Source organism: Streptomyces sp. NPDC001880 (genome assembly GCF_053594575.1).
The window spans coordinates 15,901-31,134 of the sequence record NZ_JBSFET010000034.1 but is presented as its reverse complement, the minus strand read 5'-3'; the positions used below and the strand labels follow the sequence as shown (position 1 = coordinate 31,134).

The window sequence follows — 15,234 nt, the reverse complement described above, 5'->3', positions numbered from 1 at the left end:
TCCTCCCGCCCGCGGCCGCCGGGCCGGGCGCATCGGGCGGTAGCCGCCGTCCGGGGTCGCTCGGCCCCGGACGGCTCCGGTCCCCGTACCATGCACAAGCGTGAAGCTGACAATTCTGGGCGGCGGCGGATTCCGGGTTCCACTCGTGTACGGGGCGCTGCTCGCCGACCACGCCGAAGGCCGCGTCACGGCGGTCACCCTCCACGACACCGACGCCGACCGGCTCGCCGCCGTGGCCCGGGTCCTCGGCGAACAGGCCGCCGGCGTACCGGACGCGCCCACCGTCACCGCCACCGCCGAACTCGACGAAGCACTGCGCGGCGCCGACTTCGTCTTCTCGGCGATCCGCGTCGGCGGCCTCGAAGGCCGGGCGGCAGACGAACGGGTGGCCCTCGACGAAGGCGTGCTCGGCCAGGAGACGGTCGGCGCCGGCGGCATCGCGTACGGCCTGCGCACCGTGCCGGTCGCCGTCGACCTCGCACAGCGCATCGCCCGGCTCGCGCCCGAGGCCTGGGTCATCAACTTCACCAACCCGGCCGGCCTGGTCACCGAGGCCATGTCCCGCCACCTGGGTGACCGGGTCATCGGCATCTGCGACTCGCCGGTGGGCCTCGGCCGCCGCCTCGCCCGGGTGCTCGGCGCCGACCCCGACCGGGCCCGGGTCGACTACGTCGGGCTCAACCACCTGGGGTGGGTCCGCGGACTGTACGTCGACGGCCGGGACGAACTCCCCAGGCTGCTCGCGGACCCGGAACTCCTCGGCTCCTTCGAGGAGGGCAGGCTCTTCGGCACCGACTGGCTGCGGTCGCTGGGCGCCGTCCCCAACGAGTACCTGCACTACTACTACTTCAACCGGGAAGCGGTACGCGCCTGCCAGGACGCCGAACGGACCCGCGGTGCCTTCCTCCGCGAACAGCAGGAGGGCTTCTACGCCCGGATGAAGGACCCCGCCACCCCCGCCCTGTCCACCTGGGACCGCACGCGCGCCGAGCGCGAGGCCACCTACATGTCGGAGAACAGGGAGGTCGCGGGGGTCGGCGAGCGGGACGAGAGCGATCTGGAGTCCGGTGGCTACGAGCAGGTGGCGCTCGCCCTCATGCGGGCCGTCGCCCGCAACGAACGGACCTCGCTCATCCTCAACGTCCGCAACCGCACCACGCTTTCGGTGCTCGACCCGGACGCCGTGATCGAGGTGCCGTGCCTGGTCGACGCCAACGGCGCCCATCCCGTCGCCGCCGACCCGCTTCCGTACCACGCCGTCGGACTGGTCACCGCGGTGAAGGCCGTCGAGCGCGCGGTACTGGAGGCGGCGGGGAGCGGCTCCCGGGCCGCCGCCGTGAAGGCCTTCGCACTGCACCCGCTGGTCGACTCGGTGACCGTGGCCGGCCGCCTCGTCGACGGGTACATCAAGGTCCATCCCGGTCTCGCCTACCTGCACCGGCCCTGACGTCCCTCAGGCCTCGGACCCCGCTCCGCAGGAGCGGAGTTCACTGCTGACCAGGAGGTGGAGCTGGGCCGCCAGCCACGCCCCGGAACGGGCGGCGAGGGCCTCCCCGTCCGGCATGGTCCCGTCGTCCAGGGTCTCGGTGAAGGCGCGCAGCAGGGCCGCGGCACGAGTCAGGCCGGTACGGGAGAGTGCGGTCGCCGCTTCGTCGATCCGGGCGCGGGCGGGGACGTTCAGATGGCGCAGCCCGCTGTGCGGCACCGCCGACATGGCGGACATCGCCTCGTCCAGCGCCGCCGTCAGCGGCTCGGACGGGCGTCGCCCCACCGCCGCCAGTGCCGTGGAACCGTCGCCTGCGGCGAGATCGGGCACGACCGTCCCCGCCGGGGTGAGCACCGCGAGCGGATCGATCCGGACTCCACCGCCGGACCGGTACAGCGAACCGCTGATGTGTGTGGCGCCGCCCTTCAGAGCGTCGGCCAGGGCGTCCAGCGCGCCGGGGCACTGCGGCCGGTACTCCGACGTCACCAGCGCCCGTGTCCCCGCCGCGTCGTGCACCACGGCTTCCAGGCGCTGCTCAGCGGGGTCGTAACCGACGTTCTCCACCTCTGACAGCGCGACGACATGGACCGCCTCCGCCTCGACCCGAGGCCGGATCAGCCGGGGCGGCCTGCCGTCCCAGCCCGACACCAGGGCGGTCAGATCCGGTACCAGCAACGGGTGGGGAAGCTCCGTCCAGGCGGCGCCGACGGGGGTGATGGTCGTCGTGCCGAGCCTGCCCCGGGCGACCGCCAGCGCGCGGCTCGGAGTGCGCCGGACGCTCTCACTGACCAGGGTTCCGGTGGCCAACGAGCCCAGCGGTGTGGCCAGGACACGACGGGTGGCCAGCTGATGGGCGGAGAGCTCCTTGCCCTCGGGGGCCGTCCAGGTCTTGCGCAGCACGAGGACGGTGCCCGCGCCGGGGTGGGCGAAGTACACCTCGGAGACCAGGGACTGCGCGGTGCCGTGGACGCGGCAGCCGAGCGAGACGAGCCGGACCCGGCGCAGCGGGGTGTCCCCGGCCTCGCGGGTGCCGAGCACACCGGGATGCGCGGCGGCCCGTCGCCGGGCGTGCAGCTCGGTGAGCAGAGCGGCGACCGACTCCGGACGGTAGTGGGCGGTGCGGTCGGCGTACGCCGTGAGCTGGTCCGTCAGCTCGGCGAGCGCGCCCGCCGGCCAGTGCATCGATGCGGCGGCCAGCGCGGCACCGGCGCGCGCCAGGGCTCCACCGTGCACCGGCCCGACGTGGGCCACGCCCTCCGCCAGCAGCTCGTCCGCCAGCCCTATGGCCGCGTCGAGCGCGGGCAGGGCCGTGGCCGGTGCGGTGGGGCGGCCACCGACCTGGACAGGTACGGAACGCTCCTCGGCGTCCACGGCGTCGGCGGCCCGGAACGCCCATACCGCGAGCGCCACCACCTCGCCGCGCAGAGCGGCCGCCGCGTCCGTCAACGCGTAGGCGATCTCACCGGGGACCGGGAAACGCACCGCGCAGGTGGGGAGCTCGACCCGGGGCTCGGGGTGATCGGGGGAGGGGCGGTGCACCACGGCGGCGTAGCCCCGCTCGAAGGTGCGTCGGGCCGCGGCGAGGGGGCGGGCGCCGACGGCCTCGGTCAGAGCCGCGTCGTCGGTGCCACCGGGCGACCAGTCGGTGAACGTGGCGGGGGCGCTGTCCGGATCGGCCGCGGCACCCCGCTGATGGGCCAGCACCAGGGCGATGAGGTGGCGGCACACACCGGGTGCGGCGCAGGTGCAGTCGCCCTCGTCCAGACCGGTGCCGGGCGGCAGCGCCGCGGTGGTGCCGTCGGCGAAGCGGGCCCGCACCGTGGTGTCCGGATCGGTCGTGAGAGCGGGCACCGTCCCCGCGTCCAGCTCCTTCGTGGCGCGTTTGACCAGGCCGCGGTTGGCAAGTGCGGCGAGGGTCTCCGGGGTGAGGGCGAGCAGATCGGGCCGTACGGCGGTGCTGGTGCCTGCGTCGGTCATCGGCCCAGCCTCTCGGCCACGAACTCGGCGAGCCGGCCAGGCGTCATCGCTCCGACGTGCGCCCCGGCCGAGGCGAGCTGCCCGGCCGTCAGCCGGTCGTAGTCCGGCTCGGCGTCCTCGTCGAGCGCGGCCAGCCCCAGCACGGTCGAGCCCTGCTCCACCAGCCCCCGCACCGCCCGCACCAGCCGGTAGGCGTCGCCGCCCTCGTAGAAGTCGGTGATCAGCGCGACGATCGTGCGCCGGGGGTTCTCCACCAGGCCCGCGCCGTACTCCACGGCCCGCGCGATGTTGGTGCCACCGCCCAGCTGGACCCGCATCAGCAGCTCCACCGGATCGGTCACGTCGGCGGTGAGGTCCACCACCTGGGTGTCGAAGGCGACCAGGTGCGTCTTCAGGCCGGGCAGACCCCACAGGCACGCGGCGGTCACCGCGGAGTGGATGACTGATCCGGCCATCGAGCCCGACTGGTCGACCAGAAGGATCAGCTGCCACTGCGTCACATGGCGCCGGGTACGGGAGTGGAAGTGGGCGCGCTCGATGAGCAGGCGCCGCTCGGCGGGCTGGTAGTGGGCGAGGTTGGCCTTCACGGTCTGCTGGAAGTCGAAGTCCCTCGCCAGCGGGACCCGGCTCGGCCTGCGGGAGCGGGTGCCGTGGAACGCCCGGCGGATCTCCGGCCGGAGCCTGGCCAGGAGCTGCTTCACCACCGACTCGACGATGCGCCGGGCCAGCCGAAGCACCTGCGGGTTCATCAGGTGCTTGGTGCGCAGCACGGCACGGAGCAGGGTCTGGCTCGGCTCGACCCGCTCCAGCACCGCGGGGTCGGTGACGATCTCCTGGATCCCGTACTTCTCGACGGCATCGCGCTCCAGGCGCTCGATGGTCTCCTTCGGGAAGAGCCGGTGGATGTCGTCGAGCCAGTCGATCGCGGTCACCGCGGACGGGCCGTCGCCGCCCTCCCGGGAGGTGGTGCCGGAACGGCGCACCCCTCGCCGGGCGAGGTCGGGGTCGCGGCCGTAGAGCCAGTCGAGGGCGGCGTCGCGGCCGGCGTTGCCCGGCCCCAGCGGCCCGGTGTGGCGTTCGGCGGCGGAGCCGAGGACCAGCCGCCACCGCTCCAGGCCCGCGTCGGGAGCCGTGCCGGGCCCCTCTCCGGGCACGGGTCCCCGGCCGGGTGCTTGTTCGGGCGTGGTCATGGCGTGGCTTCCAGTTCGTAGCGGGCCAGCAGTCGGGACACGGACTTCTCCAGGGCGCGGGCACGGGCGATCAGCAACGGGTCCGCGGTGGTCCGCAGCAGGGAACGCGACGAGCCGCGCACCCCACGACGTTCCAGCAGGCGGCCGGCGATCCGGTCCCGCTCGCGCGGCGGGAAGAACGCGAAGGCCTGTCGCAGCGCGGGCAGCCCGGACAGGAACTCGTCGTCGGGCAGCGCGCAGACCAGGGCGTCCAGCACATCGATCAGCGATGTGGCGCCCTCGTCGCCGCCCACCGCGCCCGTCACCTCGTCGCGGGCGAGAGCGAACAGCCCGGCCAGCCAGTCGCCGAGCGCATCCGCACCGGCCCTCGCCACCGTACGCACCGCCTCGGCCGGGTCTCCGGATGCTCCCGGGACCTGCCCGAGGGAGCGGTGCATTCCGAACGCGGCCCCGCGCAGATCGATCGGTGCCTCGGGGTCACCCGCGATCCGCCAGGCGATACCAGCCGCGGTCTCCCGGGTCACGGAGAGCAACTCCGGTGCGTGCAGCACCGCGTCGCGCACCGCGACCACGGCCCGCAGCCGGGGGAAGTCCACCCCCGACGAGCCGCGCGCACCCTCCAGGAGCCACAGCAGCCGCTCCGTCGCCCCGTCGATCACGGTGCCGAGCAACGGACCGCGCGCCATGCCGAACACCCGGTCGTGCCGCCACAGCCCGAGCGCCGTGGCGAGCACCTCCCCGAGCGGACCGGCCATGGTCAACCCACTTACGCGGGCGGTGAGTTCGCCCAGCAGCTGGTCCGAGAGACCGTTCATCCCGCACAGCACGGCGTCGAACAGCGCTTCCGCCAGGTGATCAGCCTCCGCCGAGCCGGCCCGCGTCCGCTCGGTGAGCGCGACAGCCGACGCCTCGGCCAGAGTCGCCCCGTACGCCCCCGCCTCCACCAGCGCGGCCTCGCGCCCCGCGACGGACCGCGCCTCCCAGCGTTCGGTGAACAGCGGGTCCACACCGTGCGCGGGACCGGCGGTCCGCTCATGGCCGGGGATCCCCAGCACCCGCAGCCGATGGAGCGTCCGGCTGCGTTCCAGAGCGGTGGCGTCCGTGAGATCGAGGCGGTACGTGGCCTCCGGACCGCCGTCCAGCGCCAGCCCGGCCAGTTGCGCCGCGACGTCGTGAACCAGGGGCGGCGACGGAGTACCGGGGTGGAGCCGCCCGGTGCGGTCGCCGCTGCAGGCCGCGACCATCTCGACCACCGCGGGATGGGCACCCGCCGTCACGGTGCCCCGGCCCGTCCAGGGCAGCGGGCGGTCCAGGTCGTCCGTGATCAGGGCGCCCGCCAGGCCGTCCAGCACATCGATTCTGGCGGGGCTCGGATGGCCGCGCAGCGCCGTGAGCCCCTGGGCCAGGCTCCGGGCAGCGATCAGATCGGCGGTGGACACCGGGAACTTCCGTGCCCGCAGCCGCTCGACGACCACCCGCAGCAAGTCGTTCGCCGCGGCCTCGGGACCCGTCTCCCACACCCGCTGGTAGTAGCCGGGCGACGGCATCCCCGACTGGTACCCGGCGAACGCGTCCAACTGCCGGAAGGAGTACGGCACGAGGAAACTCCCGGCCATGGAACCGCCCGGCGGGGCGGGCACCCGGGGCCAGCCGTCCTCGCCCCGCTCCCAGCCGTCGCCGCCCGTGCCGCCCGGCGCACCGGATCCGGCGAGCGCACGGAGCGCGGGCTGATGGAAGCCCCCGGTGACCACCAGAACCGGCCGGTCCCCGGCGGCGTCCACCGCCGCGCGCACCCACGCGGCCATGTACGTCTCCCGCGCCCGGTCGCCCGCGTCGGCCTCCGCGTCACCGCGGACCAGCGCGAAGTACGTGTCGAGCCGCTCGGCGAGACCCTCGTCCGGTTCCAGTGCCGCGGCAGGCAATTCTTGCCCGTCGAGGAGCGGCGTCCGGTGCGTGCTCTCGGCGTGCCGGCCGTGAGCCCTTGTACTGGACGTACTCGGGCTTTCGTCCGGTGCGGCGAGAGTGCGTGCCGGACGCCGCGACGGGGCGAACGCCGCCTGCCGCGGCACCAGCTCGAACAGGCGGTCCCACAGGGCGTCGGAGGAGTCCGCCGCGAAGTGCCGGCACAGCCGCTCCGTCGCCTCCGCATAGCGCGCCTCCGCGTCGGCGTAGCGGTTGGCGCGCTCGGCGAACGCCGGATGCCAGGCAGGCAGATCGATGAAGCGGACCTCCGCCCCGGCTGCCCGCCCCGCCCGCAGCGCGACCCACTCCGGCGAGTAGTCGCACAGCGGGGTCCAGGACGTCGCGGCCCGCTCCCCGTCGCGGTAGTGGCTGAACACCGCGACCGGCAGCTCGTGCCCGAGCAGCAGCTCGTCCAGCCGCCCGTTCATCTCGGCCGGGCCCTCGATGAGCACCTGGGCGGGCCGGAGCTCACCGATCGTCCGTTCGACCAGCCGTGCGCAGGCGGGGGAGTGGTGACGCACCCCCAGGAACACCGCGGACATCAGTCGGCCAGCAGATGGCGTGCGTCGTGCAGGGCCTTCCAGTGCGGACCGCGACGGTGCGGCACCTGCTGCTCCAGGTAGCGGCGCAACCGGGCCAGGTCCTCGGGGCTGTCCTTCGCCGCCGTACCGGCCAGACAGGCCACCACATCGGCGGCACTGCCGGGCTCGCCGCGCAGGAACCAGCCGCGCACCCCCACAGCATGGGCGACGGACACGGCCTCCGCCGTGCTCATCACCGCCGAGGGCCGGTCCGGGCCGGCACCGGACCCGCTCCGCTCACCGGCCCCCGAACGCAGCTCCCGGAACGTACCGACCAGGACCTCCAGCACATCCCGGTCCGGCGGCGGCTCCACTCCGGAGCGCCGCAGCAGGGTCGTCACCTCGGCCTCCACCAGGGCCAGTTCGGTGTCCAGGTCGGGGATCGGGAAGACCGTCTCGAAGTTGAACCGCCGCTTGAGGGCCGCGCTCATCTCGTTGACACCCCGGTCCCGGGTGTTGGCCGTGGCGATGACATTGAAGCCCTGCCGGGCGAAGACCATGCCGTCGGGCCCGGTCAGCTCGGGGATGGCCACCACCCGCTCGGAGAGCAGCGACAGCAGCGAGTCCTGCACCTCCAGCGGGCAGCGGGTGATCTCCTCGAACCGGACTGTTCTGCCCTCCGCCATGCCCCGCAGCATCGGGGCGGGGACGAGCGACCGGGTGGAGGGCCCCTCGGCGACCAGCAGCGCGTAGTTCCAGCCGTACTTGATCTGGTCCTCGGTGGTGGCCGCACCGCCCTGTACCGTCAGCGTCGAGTCCCCGCTGACCGCGGCCGCGATCAGTTCGGACAGCAGCGACTTGGCGGTGCCCGGCTCCCCGACGAGCATCAGCCCACGGCTCGTCGCCAGCGTCACCAGAGCGCGGTCCACCAGTGAAGGGTTGCCGACGAACTTCCGGCTGATGCCCGCCTCCACATCACCGATGACGAACCGGCGCGCGGCACGCAGACTCAGCTCCCAACCGGGCGGACGCGGATCGCGGTCGTCCGCCCGCAGGGCCGTCAGCTCCTCGGCGTACCGCACCTCGGCCGGGGGCCGCTGCACGGGTGCGGCGTCGCCGTCCGGTGTTCCGGTACGGATCTCGTCCCTCTTGGTCACGATGCGACGCCCTCGGTGAGTTCGGCCAGGTCGACGAGGAGTTCGGACAGGGTCACCGCGTCCAGGCCGGCGAACCGGAGCGAGTGGGTGCGCCGTGTCCAGTGGTCGTCGGGCTGGTTGTCGAGCCAGACCGTCTCCAGAACCTGCTCGGGGAACATGTCGACCACACCGACCGCGATGCCGGGGTCCAGCGCGATCACGAGATAGCAGTCGTCGCCCAGCCGCTTGGAGATCCAGCGCTCCACCCCTGCGTCCTGCGGGACACCACGCCGCCAGCCACGCCGCTCCAGCCCGAGTACCTTTCCGATCGGCACCTTGAGACCCTCGAACCGGGGGAGCCGGTACTGACCGGCCTCCTCCTCGGGCAGCGTGAGCACGGTGCGCCCGAGCTGCGGGAACGGCTGCAGGATCTCGTAGTCGGCGAACACCTCGGCCCAGGCGGTCAGTTCGTCGCCCAGGTGCAGCGGGTGCGCGAGCCACACGGTCGCGTCGCCGGGCAGGACGAAGACATCGTCCTCGACGTCGGCGAACGTACGGTCCTCCGCGACCCGGAACGCCGTGCGCGCCGCACCGTCCGTCCCGCTCAGCCACACCAGCCGGCGCACCAGGTGCCACAGCAGGGGATGGCCTACGAACAGCTCCTGGAACTCCTGGGCCGTCCAGGACCGTCCGGCCACCATCGCGGCCTCCAGTCGCCTCACCTGGTCCGAGGCGACCGTCCGGACGTCCTTCTTGAGCGCCATGAACCGCTTGCGTTCCGCGGGGGCGAGTTCCGCGTCGTCCCGGGCACCCGGCTTCGGGAGGTCCTTGCGACGCTTGCCGTCACCGTCCAGAACGTACGGCCGCAGCTGCTCGTCGAAACCGACCGTGAACGAACGGGTGCCGTAGTCGACGACGGTCGAGCCGTCCGCGTCCAGGCCGAAGTCCGGAACCAGACGGTCGGAGAGCTGCTCGCCGGTCAGCCCCAGCCCTGCGGCGACCTCGGCGATCTTCTCCTGGGCCCGCACCTTGAGCGCCTTGAACTTCACCCGCTGCGAGATGCCGTGGAGATGCAGAAGCGCGACATCGCTGCCGATGGACGCCAGCACGTCGAGCCCTTCCACCGCCCGGTGATGGGCCCCCTCACCGGGCCAGGCACGGATGATCGGCGTGAGCCGGCGGACCGTCCCGTCGTCACCCAGCAACCCCAGCGCGTGCAGGGCCCACGACTCCTTCGCGGGCATGTTCGCCAGCCGCCACTGCTCGAACAGGGCCCAGGCGAACTCGGCGAGCGAATCGGCCGTGGCCAATTCTGTCAGCGCGGCGATTCCCGGATACACCTCACCGGGCTTCGACAGCGCCAGCATCGTCAGGGCATGGCGCGCCGACTCCACCGGCAGCGCGCCGCCGGACCGGACCAGGATCTGCGGCAGCACCGAGGGCTCCGCCCAACCCGGCAGCACCGGCATCTTGGCCGGCAGCGCCCGCTCCAGCGGGTCCGCTGCCAGCAGCCCGTCCACCGTTGCCGCCGCCTCCGTGCCGTACGCCCGGGCGGCCTCGCGCACCACGGCGTCGCCGTGCACCGTGGCGATCAGTGTCAGCGCCTGCTCGGCGGAGCGCCGCGCGGCGCCCGCCTTGCCCACGGCGTCCGGCACCAGGAACGGGGCGGCCGCCACGCCGTGCCGTGCGAACCAGGAACGGGCGGTCGTCGCAGTGGACTTGAGCCGGACCGCCCAGTTGGCCATGTACCGGGCGACTTCGACATCGACGTACGGGAGCAGCAGCGGGGCGAGCGAACTCGGTTGCCGGGGAACGGCGCGCAGGAGCAACGGCAGCGCGGCCAGGCCGAAACGTGCGGCGACCGGCTTGAGCGTGTCCTCGGCGTCCCACAGGTCGGTCGGATCCCAGGTCGCGAGCAGCGGGGCGACCACTTCCTCTTCGCCGTGGACGAACACCCATGCCGGTCGCAGATCCTCCGCGGCCGGGTTGTGGCGCAGGACGTCGAGGTACTCGTTCAGATCGGCATTGTCGCGCTTGGTGGTGTACCAGGAGGAGGTGGCCGCCCAGGCGGTCTGTTCCCCGGGCAGCCACTCCAGGGAGGGCTCGGACACCGCCGTCAGCCCTGTCACGGCCTTGGTCCTGACGGTGGTGCGGGGCCGGGACCACGGCGGGGCCGTCAGCACGGCCGGCAGGGTGTCCGCCGGTGCGTCGGCGATGAGGTCAGCCGGATTGAGCAGCGGTTCGACGATCTGCACGACCTCGGGTCCGAGATCGCCCAGCGCCGACATCATCACCTCACGGTGGGCGCCGACATGACTCCGGAGCAGTTGCAAGGACCGGGACGCCACAGCCGAACCGCCACCCGCCTCCGCTGCCAGCAGACGCACCGCGCGCACCGGATAGCGGCGCATGGCTTCCAGGAGCGAGGGGCGGACGTGCTTGGAGTCCGCATGCGCCAGCAGGCCGAGGAAGGCCTCGTCGGTGGGCAGCTCCGCCAGGGCCTCGGCGGCGAGCTTCACGCTGTCCGAGTAGTAGTGGTTGCCGTCGAGCGTGGCGGCCAGCGGCTGGGAGACGGCCGGTCCGATGCCCTCGGCCACTGTGGCGATGATCGCGACACCGAGGGTGAAGTCGGGGCGGTAGGGGAGCAGTGCCAGCTGGTCGGCCGAGTACAGCGAGCTGAACACCATGGCACGCAGAGTGCGGTCCTGCTCCGCGCCCACCGCCGGATCCGCGCACAGCTCGTCCACCCAGTGGGTCTCGCTCGGCACCAGATAGGAAACGATGATCTTGCGCATGACGTCGGTGCGGCACCTGGCCAGTGCCTCGACCGCCGCCCGGTAGGTCTCCTCATCGGCCGCGGCGAGCAGCGCACGGACCCGCTCGATCGGCGCTCGGTGATGCCAGGACCAGTACGAGTGGCGGGGGCCCGCGAGTGCCAGCAGCCGTGGCGCGCCCCTCCGGAGGCCGCTCTGCTGCCAGTCGGCGTCGACCGAGAACACCTCGGTCGCGGTCACTGCGGCGAACGGCAGGCCGTGGCGCTCGGTCCAGAAGTCCGCCCACCCCGGGACATCCGCGATCGCGGCCAGCGCGGCCGCACCGGCCGGTGAGGGACTTCCGCCGAGGTGTGCGCGCAGCGACTCGGCCACCGCGGCGTCCGAACGCGGAGAGTCCGCGAATTCCTGGATCCAGGCGGCGTCCTCCCGGAGCCGGGCCTCGATCGTGTCGAACGTCTCCCGCCGGATCCTGACCGGTCCTCGGCGCACTCCACCGCGCCGGGGGTGGAGCACCCGCTTCCAGTTGGCCGGCAGGGTGAAGGTGTCCTCGTCCGGGAGATCGGAGGTGTTCTCCTGCAGAACCGCACCGGGAGCGGCGGTTGTCGTGGCGTCCGGGGCAGGAACGGCGACGGCGGCAGCGGGGGCCGAAGCCGACGCCCCGACCTCGCGGTACCCCTTCTTCTCCTTCTCCGCGATCGTCTTGGCGACCTGTGCCGCCGCGGCCTCGGCCGACGCGTACTCCTTGGTCTGAGTGCGTCCGTCGCTACCGCACCGTCCATAGCGCACCGTCACCACGGCGCCCTCGGCCTCGGTCTCCCAGAACTTCGACGCACTGCCCTCGACGTACTCCCAGCGGCGCACAGCTCCGCCCCTTCCCGCCCGCAGCCCGCTCCGCCGCGGGCTTTTCGATCAGTGGTGCCACAGTAGAACGGGCCACTGACAACGCAGCGTGACCGGGGTGTCCGAGGGGTGAGTCAGCAGATCAGGGGGCAGAGACGGCACGCTCGCCGCCGGACGGCGCCCACGAGGGCGCCACACCGGTCACCTGGCACACCATCAGGAAGAGCGGGATGGGCGGGGTGTACGGCGTGCGGTTGTCCGGCTGGTGGATCAGCCGGGGCCGGACTGCGGGGACGTACGCCCCCTTCGCGTAGGCGACCTGCGGGGGCCAGTCCAGATCGAGGTCGGAGCCGGCGGGAACGATCCACCACCAGCGCTCGGCGTCCGCGAAGACGCAGCCGGTGCGCGGCAGGTGCGACATCAGCCGGAAGCCGTACCGGGCCGGCACCCCCACCGCGTCGCAGCCCAGACTCGCCGACAGCGCGGGCGGCAGGGGCAACCGCACCGTGCCCGCCGCGCCGACGGGCGGCCGGGGCTCACGGGTGTATCGCGCGCCGAGCAGATGGGACATCGCGTTCTTCAGCATGACCGCTCCGAGCCGTGCGGCAGTTCCGCCCAGACGATGCGTCCGGAGCCGTTGCCCGCGTCGCGGGAACCCCAGGAGCTGCACATCGCGTCGACGAGCAGCAGGCCGCGTCCGTGCTCGTCGTCGGAGGTCCGGCGCAGCCGCGGCCCGCCGGGCTGGTGTCCTTGGTCCTGCACGGCTATGCGCAGCCGTCTGTCGAGGCGGCGCAGCTCGCACACGACGCGGGAGCTCATGGTGTGCACCACCGCGTTGGTGACCAGCTCCGAAACGATCAGGAGCGCCGAATCGTGGGCGTCCGCGTCCAGACGCCACTTGTCGAGCCGGGCCCGGGTCAGCCTGCGCGCACCGGCCACCGACTCGGGGTGCGCGGGCAGGGCGAAGCAGTACCGGAGCGCCTCCGTCCCGGGACTGAGATCCATGAGCCGGGGGATGAGCGCACTGCCAGGTGCCACAACCGATTCCTCACAGTGGGGGCTGCGTCACGCTCCGCGTTCCCACGCGAATGAGGGCGGGCGAGACTTCGTGAACTGGTTCACTCACCAACTCTCCCCCTGTCGTGAACACTTGGCAAGGGGCACTCTGAAATTTTCAGAGTGACTGTGTTCTGGTCGGCCCGCGCATGGCACACTGCTCGCAAACAGCGCATGGGGAGGTCTGAAGTGAGCGAACCGCGGTCCGCCCCGACCGTGGGTCAGGTCGTTCTCGGCAAGCGCCTGCAGGATCTGCGGGAGCGCGTCGGCCTGAGCCGTGACCAGGCTGCCAAGGTGTTGAGGGTCGCACCTGCGACGATACGCAGGATGGAGACCGCCGAGGTCGCTCTCAAGATCCCCTATGTGCAGATGCTGCTGAAGGCGTACGGGGTCTCCGACGACGAGGCCGAGGCCTTCGTGGAGCTCGCCGAGGAGGCGAACAAACCCGGCTGGTGGCAGCGGTTCCACGATGTGCTGCCCGACTGGTTCAGCATGTACGTCAGCCTGGAAGGCGCCGCGAGCCTGCTGCGCATGTACGAGCCGCACTTCGTCCCCGGACTGCTGCAGACCGAGGACTACGCGCGTTCGGTGCTGCGCACCGGAGCCGTGGGCCAGACCAGACCCGAGGACATAGAGCGCCATGTGGCGCTGCGGATGCAGCGCCAGTCCCTGCTCACCAGACCGGACGCCCCGAGGCTCTGGGTGGTGATGGACGAGACGGTGCTGCGCCGCCCCGTCGGCAGCGTCGAAGCCATGCGGGAGCAGATCGACCGGCTGCTCGAAGCGACCGAGATGCCGCATGTGACACTGCAGATCGCGGAATTCTCGACGGGACACCACCCGGGCACCTACGGCCCCTTCGTCCTCTTCCGCTTCGGTGTCCCCGAACTTCCCGACATGGTCTACAGCGAGTACCTGACCGGAGCCGTCTACTTCGACGCGCGCCCCGAGGTGGCCTCCTACCTCGAAGTCATGGACCGCATGGCGGCTCAGGCCGCAACTGCACAACGCACGAAGGAAATCCTCCGGGACTTCCGCAAGGAGCTGTGATGGAACCCATATACAACGGCATGCCGGCCGCCGAACTCGGCTCCGAGGGCTGGCACAAGCCGTGGAGCGGTGGGAACGGAGGCAATTGCGTCGAAGCGATGAAGCTGTCCGACGGCAGAGTCGCCGTACGCCAGTCCGCCGATCCCGACGGCCCGGCCCTGATCTACACCCCCCGTGAGATCGCGGCGTTCATCCAGGGGGCCAAGTCGGGACAGGCGGACTTCCTGCTCACCTGAGTCCGCTGCCCGCCCGGACCGGTTTTCCTGCCCGAATCCGCAGCGCCGGAGCCGACCCGGCCTCACACTCTTGTTGTTCGCCGACTTATGGACCCATGGAGCGCGCTATGACCGGGCACGAACCCCAAGGCATCGAGATCGACACCACCAAGCCTCATCCCGCCCGGATGTACGACTGGTTCCTCGGTGGCAAGGACAACTACCCGGTCGACGAAGAGATGGCCCGCCAGTTGCTCGCCCTCGACGCGCGGGGGCGGGACATGGCCCGGGTCAACAGGGCCTTCATGCACCGGGCCACCCGATGGCTGGCCGAGAACGGCATCCGCCAGTTCCTCGACATCGGCACCGGCATACCGACCGAGCCGAATCTCCACCAGATCGCCCAGCGGACCGCCCCGGACGCGCGCATCGTCTACTGCGACAACGACCCCATCGTCCTCGCACACGCGGCGGCCCTGCTGCGCTCCACCCCGCAGGGCGCCACCGAGTACATCCAGGCCGACGCCCGCAAGCCCGAAGCCATCCTCGAAGCGGCCGGCCAGGTTCTCGACTTCGACAAGCCGATCGCCCTGTCACTGCTCGCCCTGCTGCACTTCCTGGACGACGAGGACGGCGCGGCCGAGCTCGTCGACCGCCTCGTCGAACGGCTCCCCTCCGGCAGCTATCTGGTGCTCTCGCACACCACCGGGGACTTCGACCCCGAGGGCGCGGCACAGGCGTCCGCCATGTACCGGGCCCGGGGGATGACGCTGCGGCTGCGCTCCCACGCCGAGATCACCACCTTCTTCGACGGCCTGGAACTGATCGAGCCCGGGGTCTCGCTGGCCGCGGACTGGCACCCGGAGCTCGGCGAGGTCATCGAGGTCCCCGGCGACGACCCGATCCCGGGCTACGCGGGCGTGGCCCGCAAGGCCTGACCGCGGCCCTGTCGTCGAACTGCCGTCTGCCGCGCGGCGTCCGGCACGCATACTCGCGGCGTTGCCGGATCGGCCCAGCAGCTTTTTCC

At 72.3% G+C, this 15,234-nt stretch carries 11 protein-coding genes; 4 read left to right on the top strand and 7 right to left on the bottom strand.

Features of this window, described 5'->3' with window-relative positions; translation table 11 throughout:
• Positions 1 to 100: 100 nt before the first annotated feature.
• Entirely contained in the window at positions 101 to 1,447 is a 1,347-nt protein-coding gene (locus ACWCQ6_RS19910; RefSeq protein ID WP_451090883.1) for a 6-phospho-beta-glucosidase, read from the top strand.
• A gap of 6 nt (positions 1,448 to 1,453) precedes the next feature.
• Here the strand turns inward: ACWCQ6_RS19910 and ACWCQ6_RS19905 are convergent, their stop codons facing one another.
• The 7 genes from ACWCQ6_RS19905 to ACWCQ6_RS19875 all read right to left on the bottom strand — a co-directional run bounded on the left by ACWCQ6_RS19905 (position 1,454) and on the right by ACWCQ6_RS19875 (position 12,924).
• On the bottom strand, positions 1,454 to 3,463 hold the full coding sequence (locus tag ACWCQ6_RS19905) for a hypothetical protein (protein ID WP_451090881.1): 2,010 nt from the start codon (positions 3,461 to 3,463) through the stop codon (positions 1,454 to 1,456).
• Entirely contained in the window at positions 3,460 to 4,653 is a 1,194-nt protein-coding gene (locus tag ACWCQ6_RS19900; protein ID WP_451090879.1) for a VWA domain-containing protein, read from the bottom strand. The genes ACWCQ6_RS19905 and ACWCQ6_RS19900 overlap by 4 nt, the downstream gene beginning before the upstream one ends.
• Positions 4,650 to 7,157 (bottom strand): DUF5682 family protein, encoded by a 2,508-nt coding sequence (locus ACWCQ6_RS19895; protein WP_451090877.1) that lies wholly within the window; start codon positions 7,155 to 7,157, stop codon positions 4,650 to 4,652. The genes ACWCQ6_RS19900 and ACWCQ6_RS19895 overlap by 4 nt, the downstream gene beginning before the upstream one ends.
• The gene (locus ACWCQ6_RS19890; protein ID WP_451090875.1) at positions 7,157 to 8,293 is read right to left on the bottom strand and encodes an ATP-binding protein; all 1,137 of its coding nucleotides are present in this window, start codon (positions 8,291 to 8,293) and stop codon (positions 7,157 to 7,159) included. The genes ACWCQ6_RS19895 and ACWCQ6_RS19890 overlap by 1 nt, the downstream gene beginning before the upstream one ends.
• Positions 8,290 to 11,907: a WGR and DUF4132 domain-containing protein gene (locus tag ACWCQ6_RS19885; protein WP_451090873.1), complete on the bottom strand. Its 3,618-nt coding sequence runs from the start codon at positions 11,905 to 11,907 to the stop codon at positions 8,290 to 8,292. The genes ACWCQ6_RS19890 and ACWCQ6_RS19885 overlap by 4 nt, the downstream gene beginning before the upstream one ends.
• A 121-nt stretch (positions 11,908 to 12,028) precedes the next feature.
• Positions 12,029 to 12,472 (bottom strand): hypothetical protein, encoded by a 444-nt coding sequence (locus ACWCQ6_RS19880; RefSeq protein WP_451090871.1) that lies wholly within the window; start codon positions 12,470 to 12,472, stop codon positions 12,029 to 12,031.
• Complete coding sequence (locus ACWCQ6_RS19875) at positions 12,466 to 12,924, bottom strand: ATP-binding protein (RefSeq protein WP_451090869.1); 459 nt, start codon at positions 12,922 to 12,924, stop codon at positions 12,466 to 12,468. The genes ACWCQ6_RS19880 and ACWCQ6_RS19875 overlap by 7 nt, the downstream gene beginning before the upstream one ends.
• Before the next feature lie 207 nt (positions 12,925 to 13,131).
• Here ACWCQ6_RS19875 and ACWCQ6_RS19870 point away from each other — a divergent pair, with 207 nt between their 5' ends.
• The 3 genes from ACWCQ6_RS19870 (at position 13,132) to ACWCQ6_RS19860 (ending at position 15,145) form a co-directional block, all read left to right on the top strand.
• Entirely contained in the window at positions 13,132 to 13,992 is an 861-nt protein-coding gene (locus tag ACWCQ6_RS19870; protein WP_451090867.1) for a helix-turn-helix domain-containing protein, read from the top strand.
• Positions 13,992 to 14,228 (top strand): DUF397 domain-containing protein, encoded by a 237-nt coding sequence (locus ACWCQ6_RS19865; RefSeq protein ID WP_451090865.1) that lies wholly within the window; start codon positions 13,992 to 13,994, stop codon positions 14,226 to 14,228. The genes ACWCQ6_RS19870 and ACWCQ6_RS19865 overlap by 1 nt, the downstream gene beginning before the upstream one ends.
• A 107-nt stretch (positions 14,229 to 14,335) precedes the next feature.
• A complete protein-coding gene (locus ACWCQ6_RS19860) occupies positions 14,336 to 15,145 on the top strand; it encodes an SAM-dependent methyltransferase (protein ID WP_451090863.1) in 810 nt (269 codons plus the stop codon).
• Positions 15,146 to 15,234 lie beyond the last annotated feature (89 nt).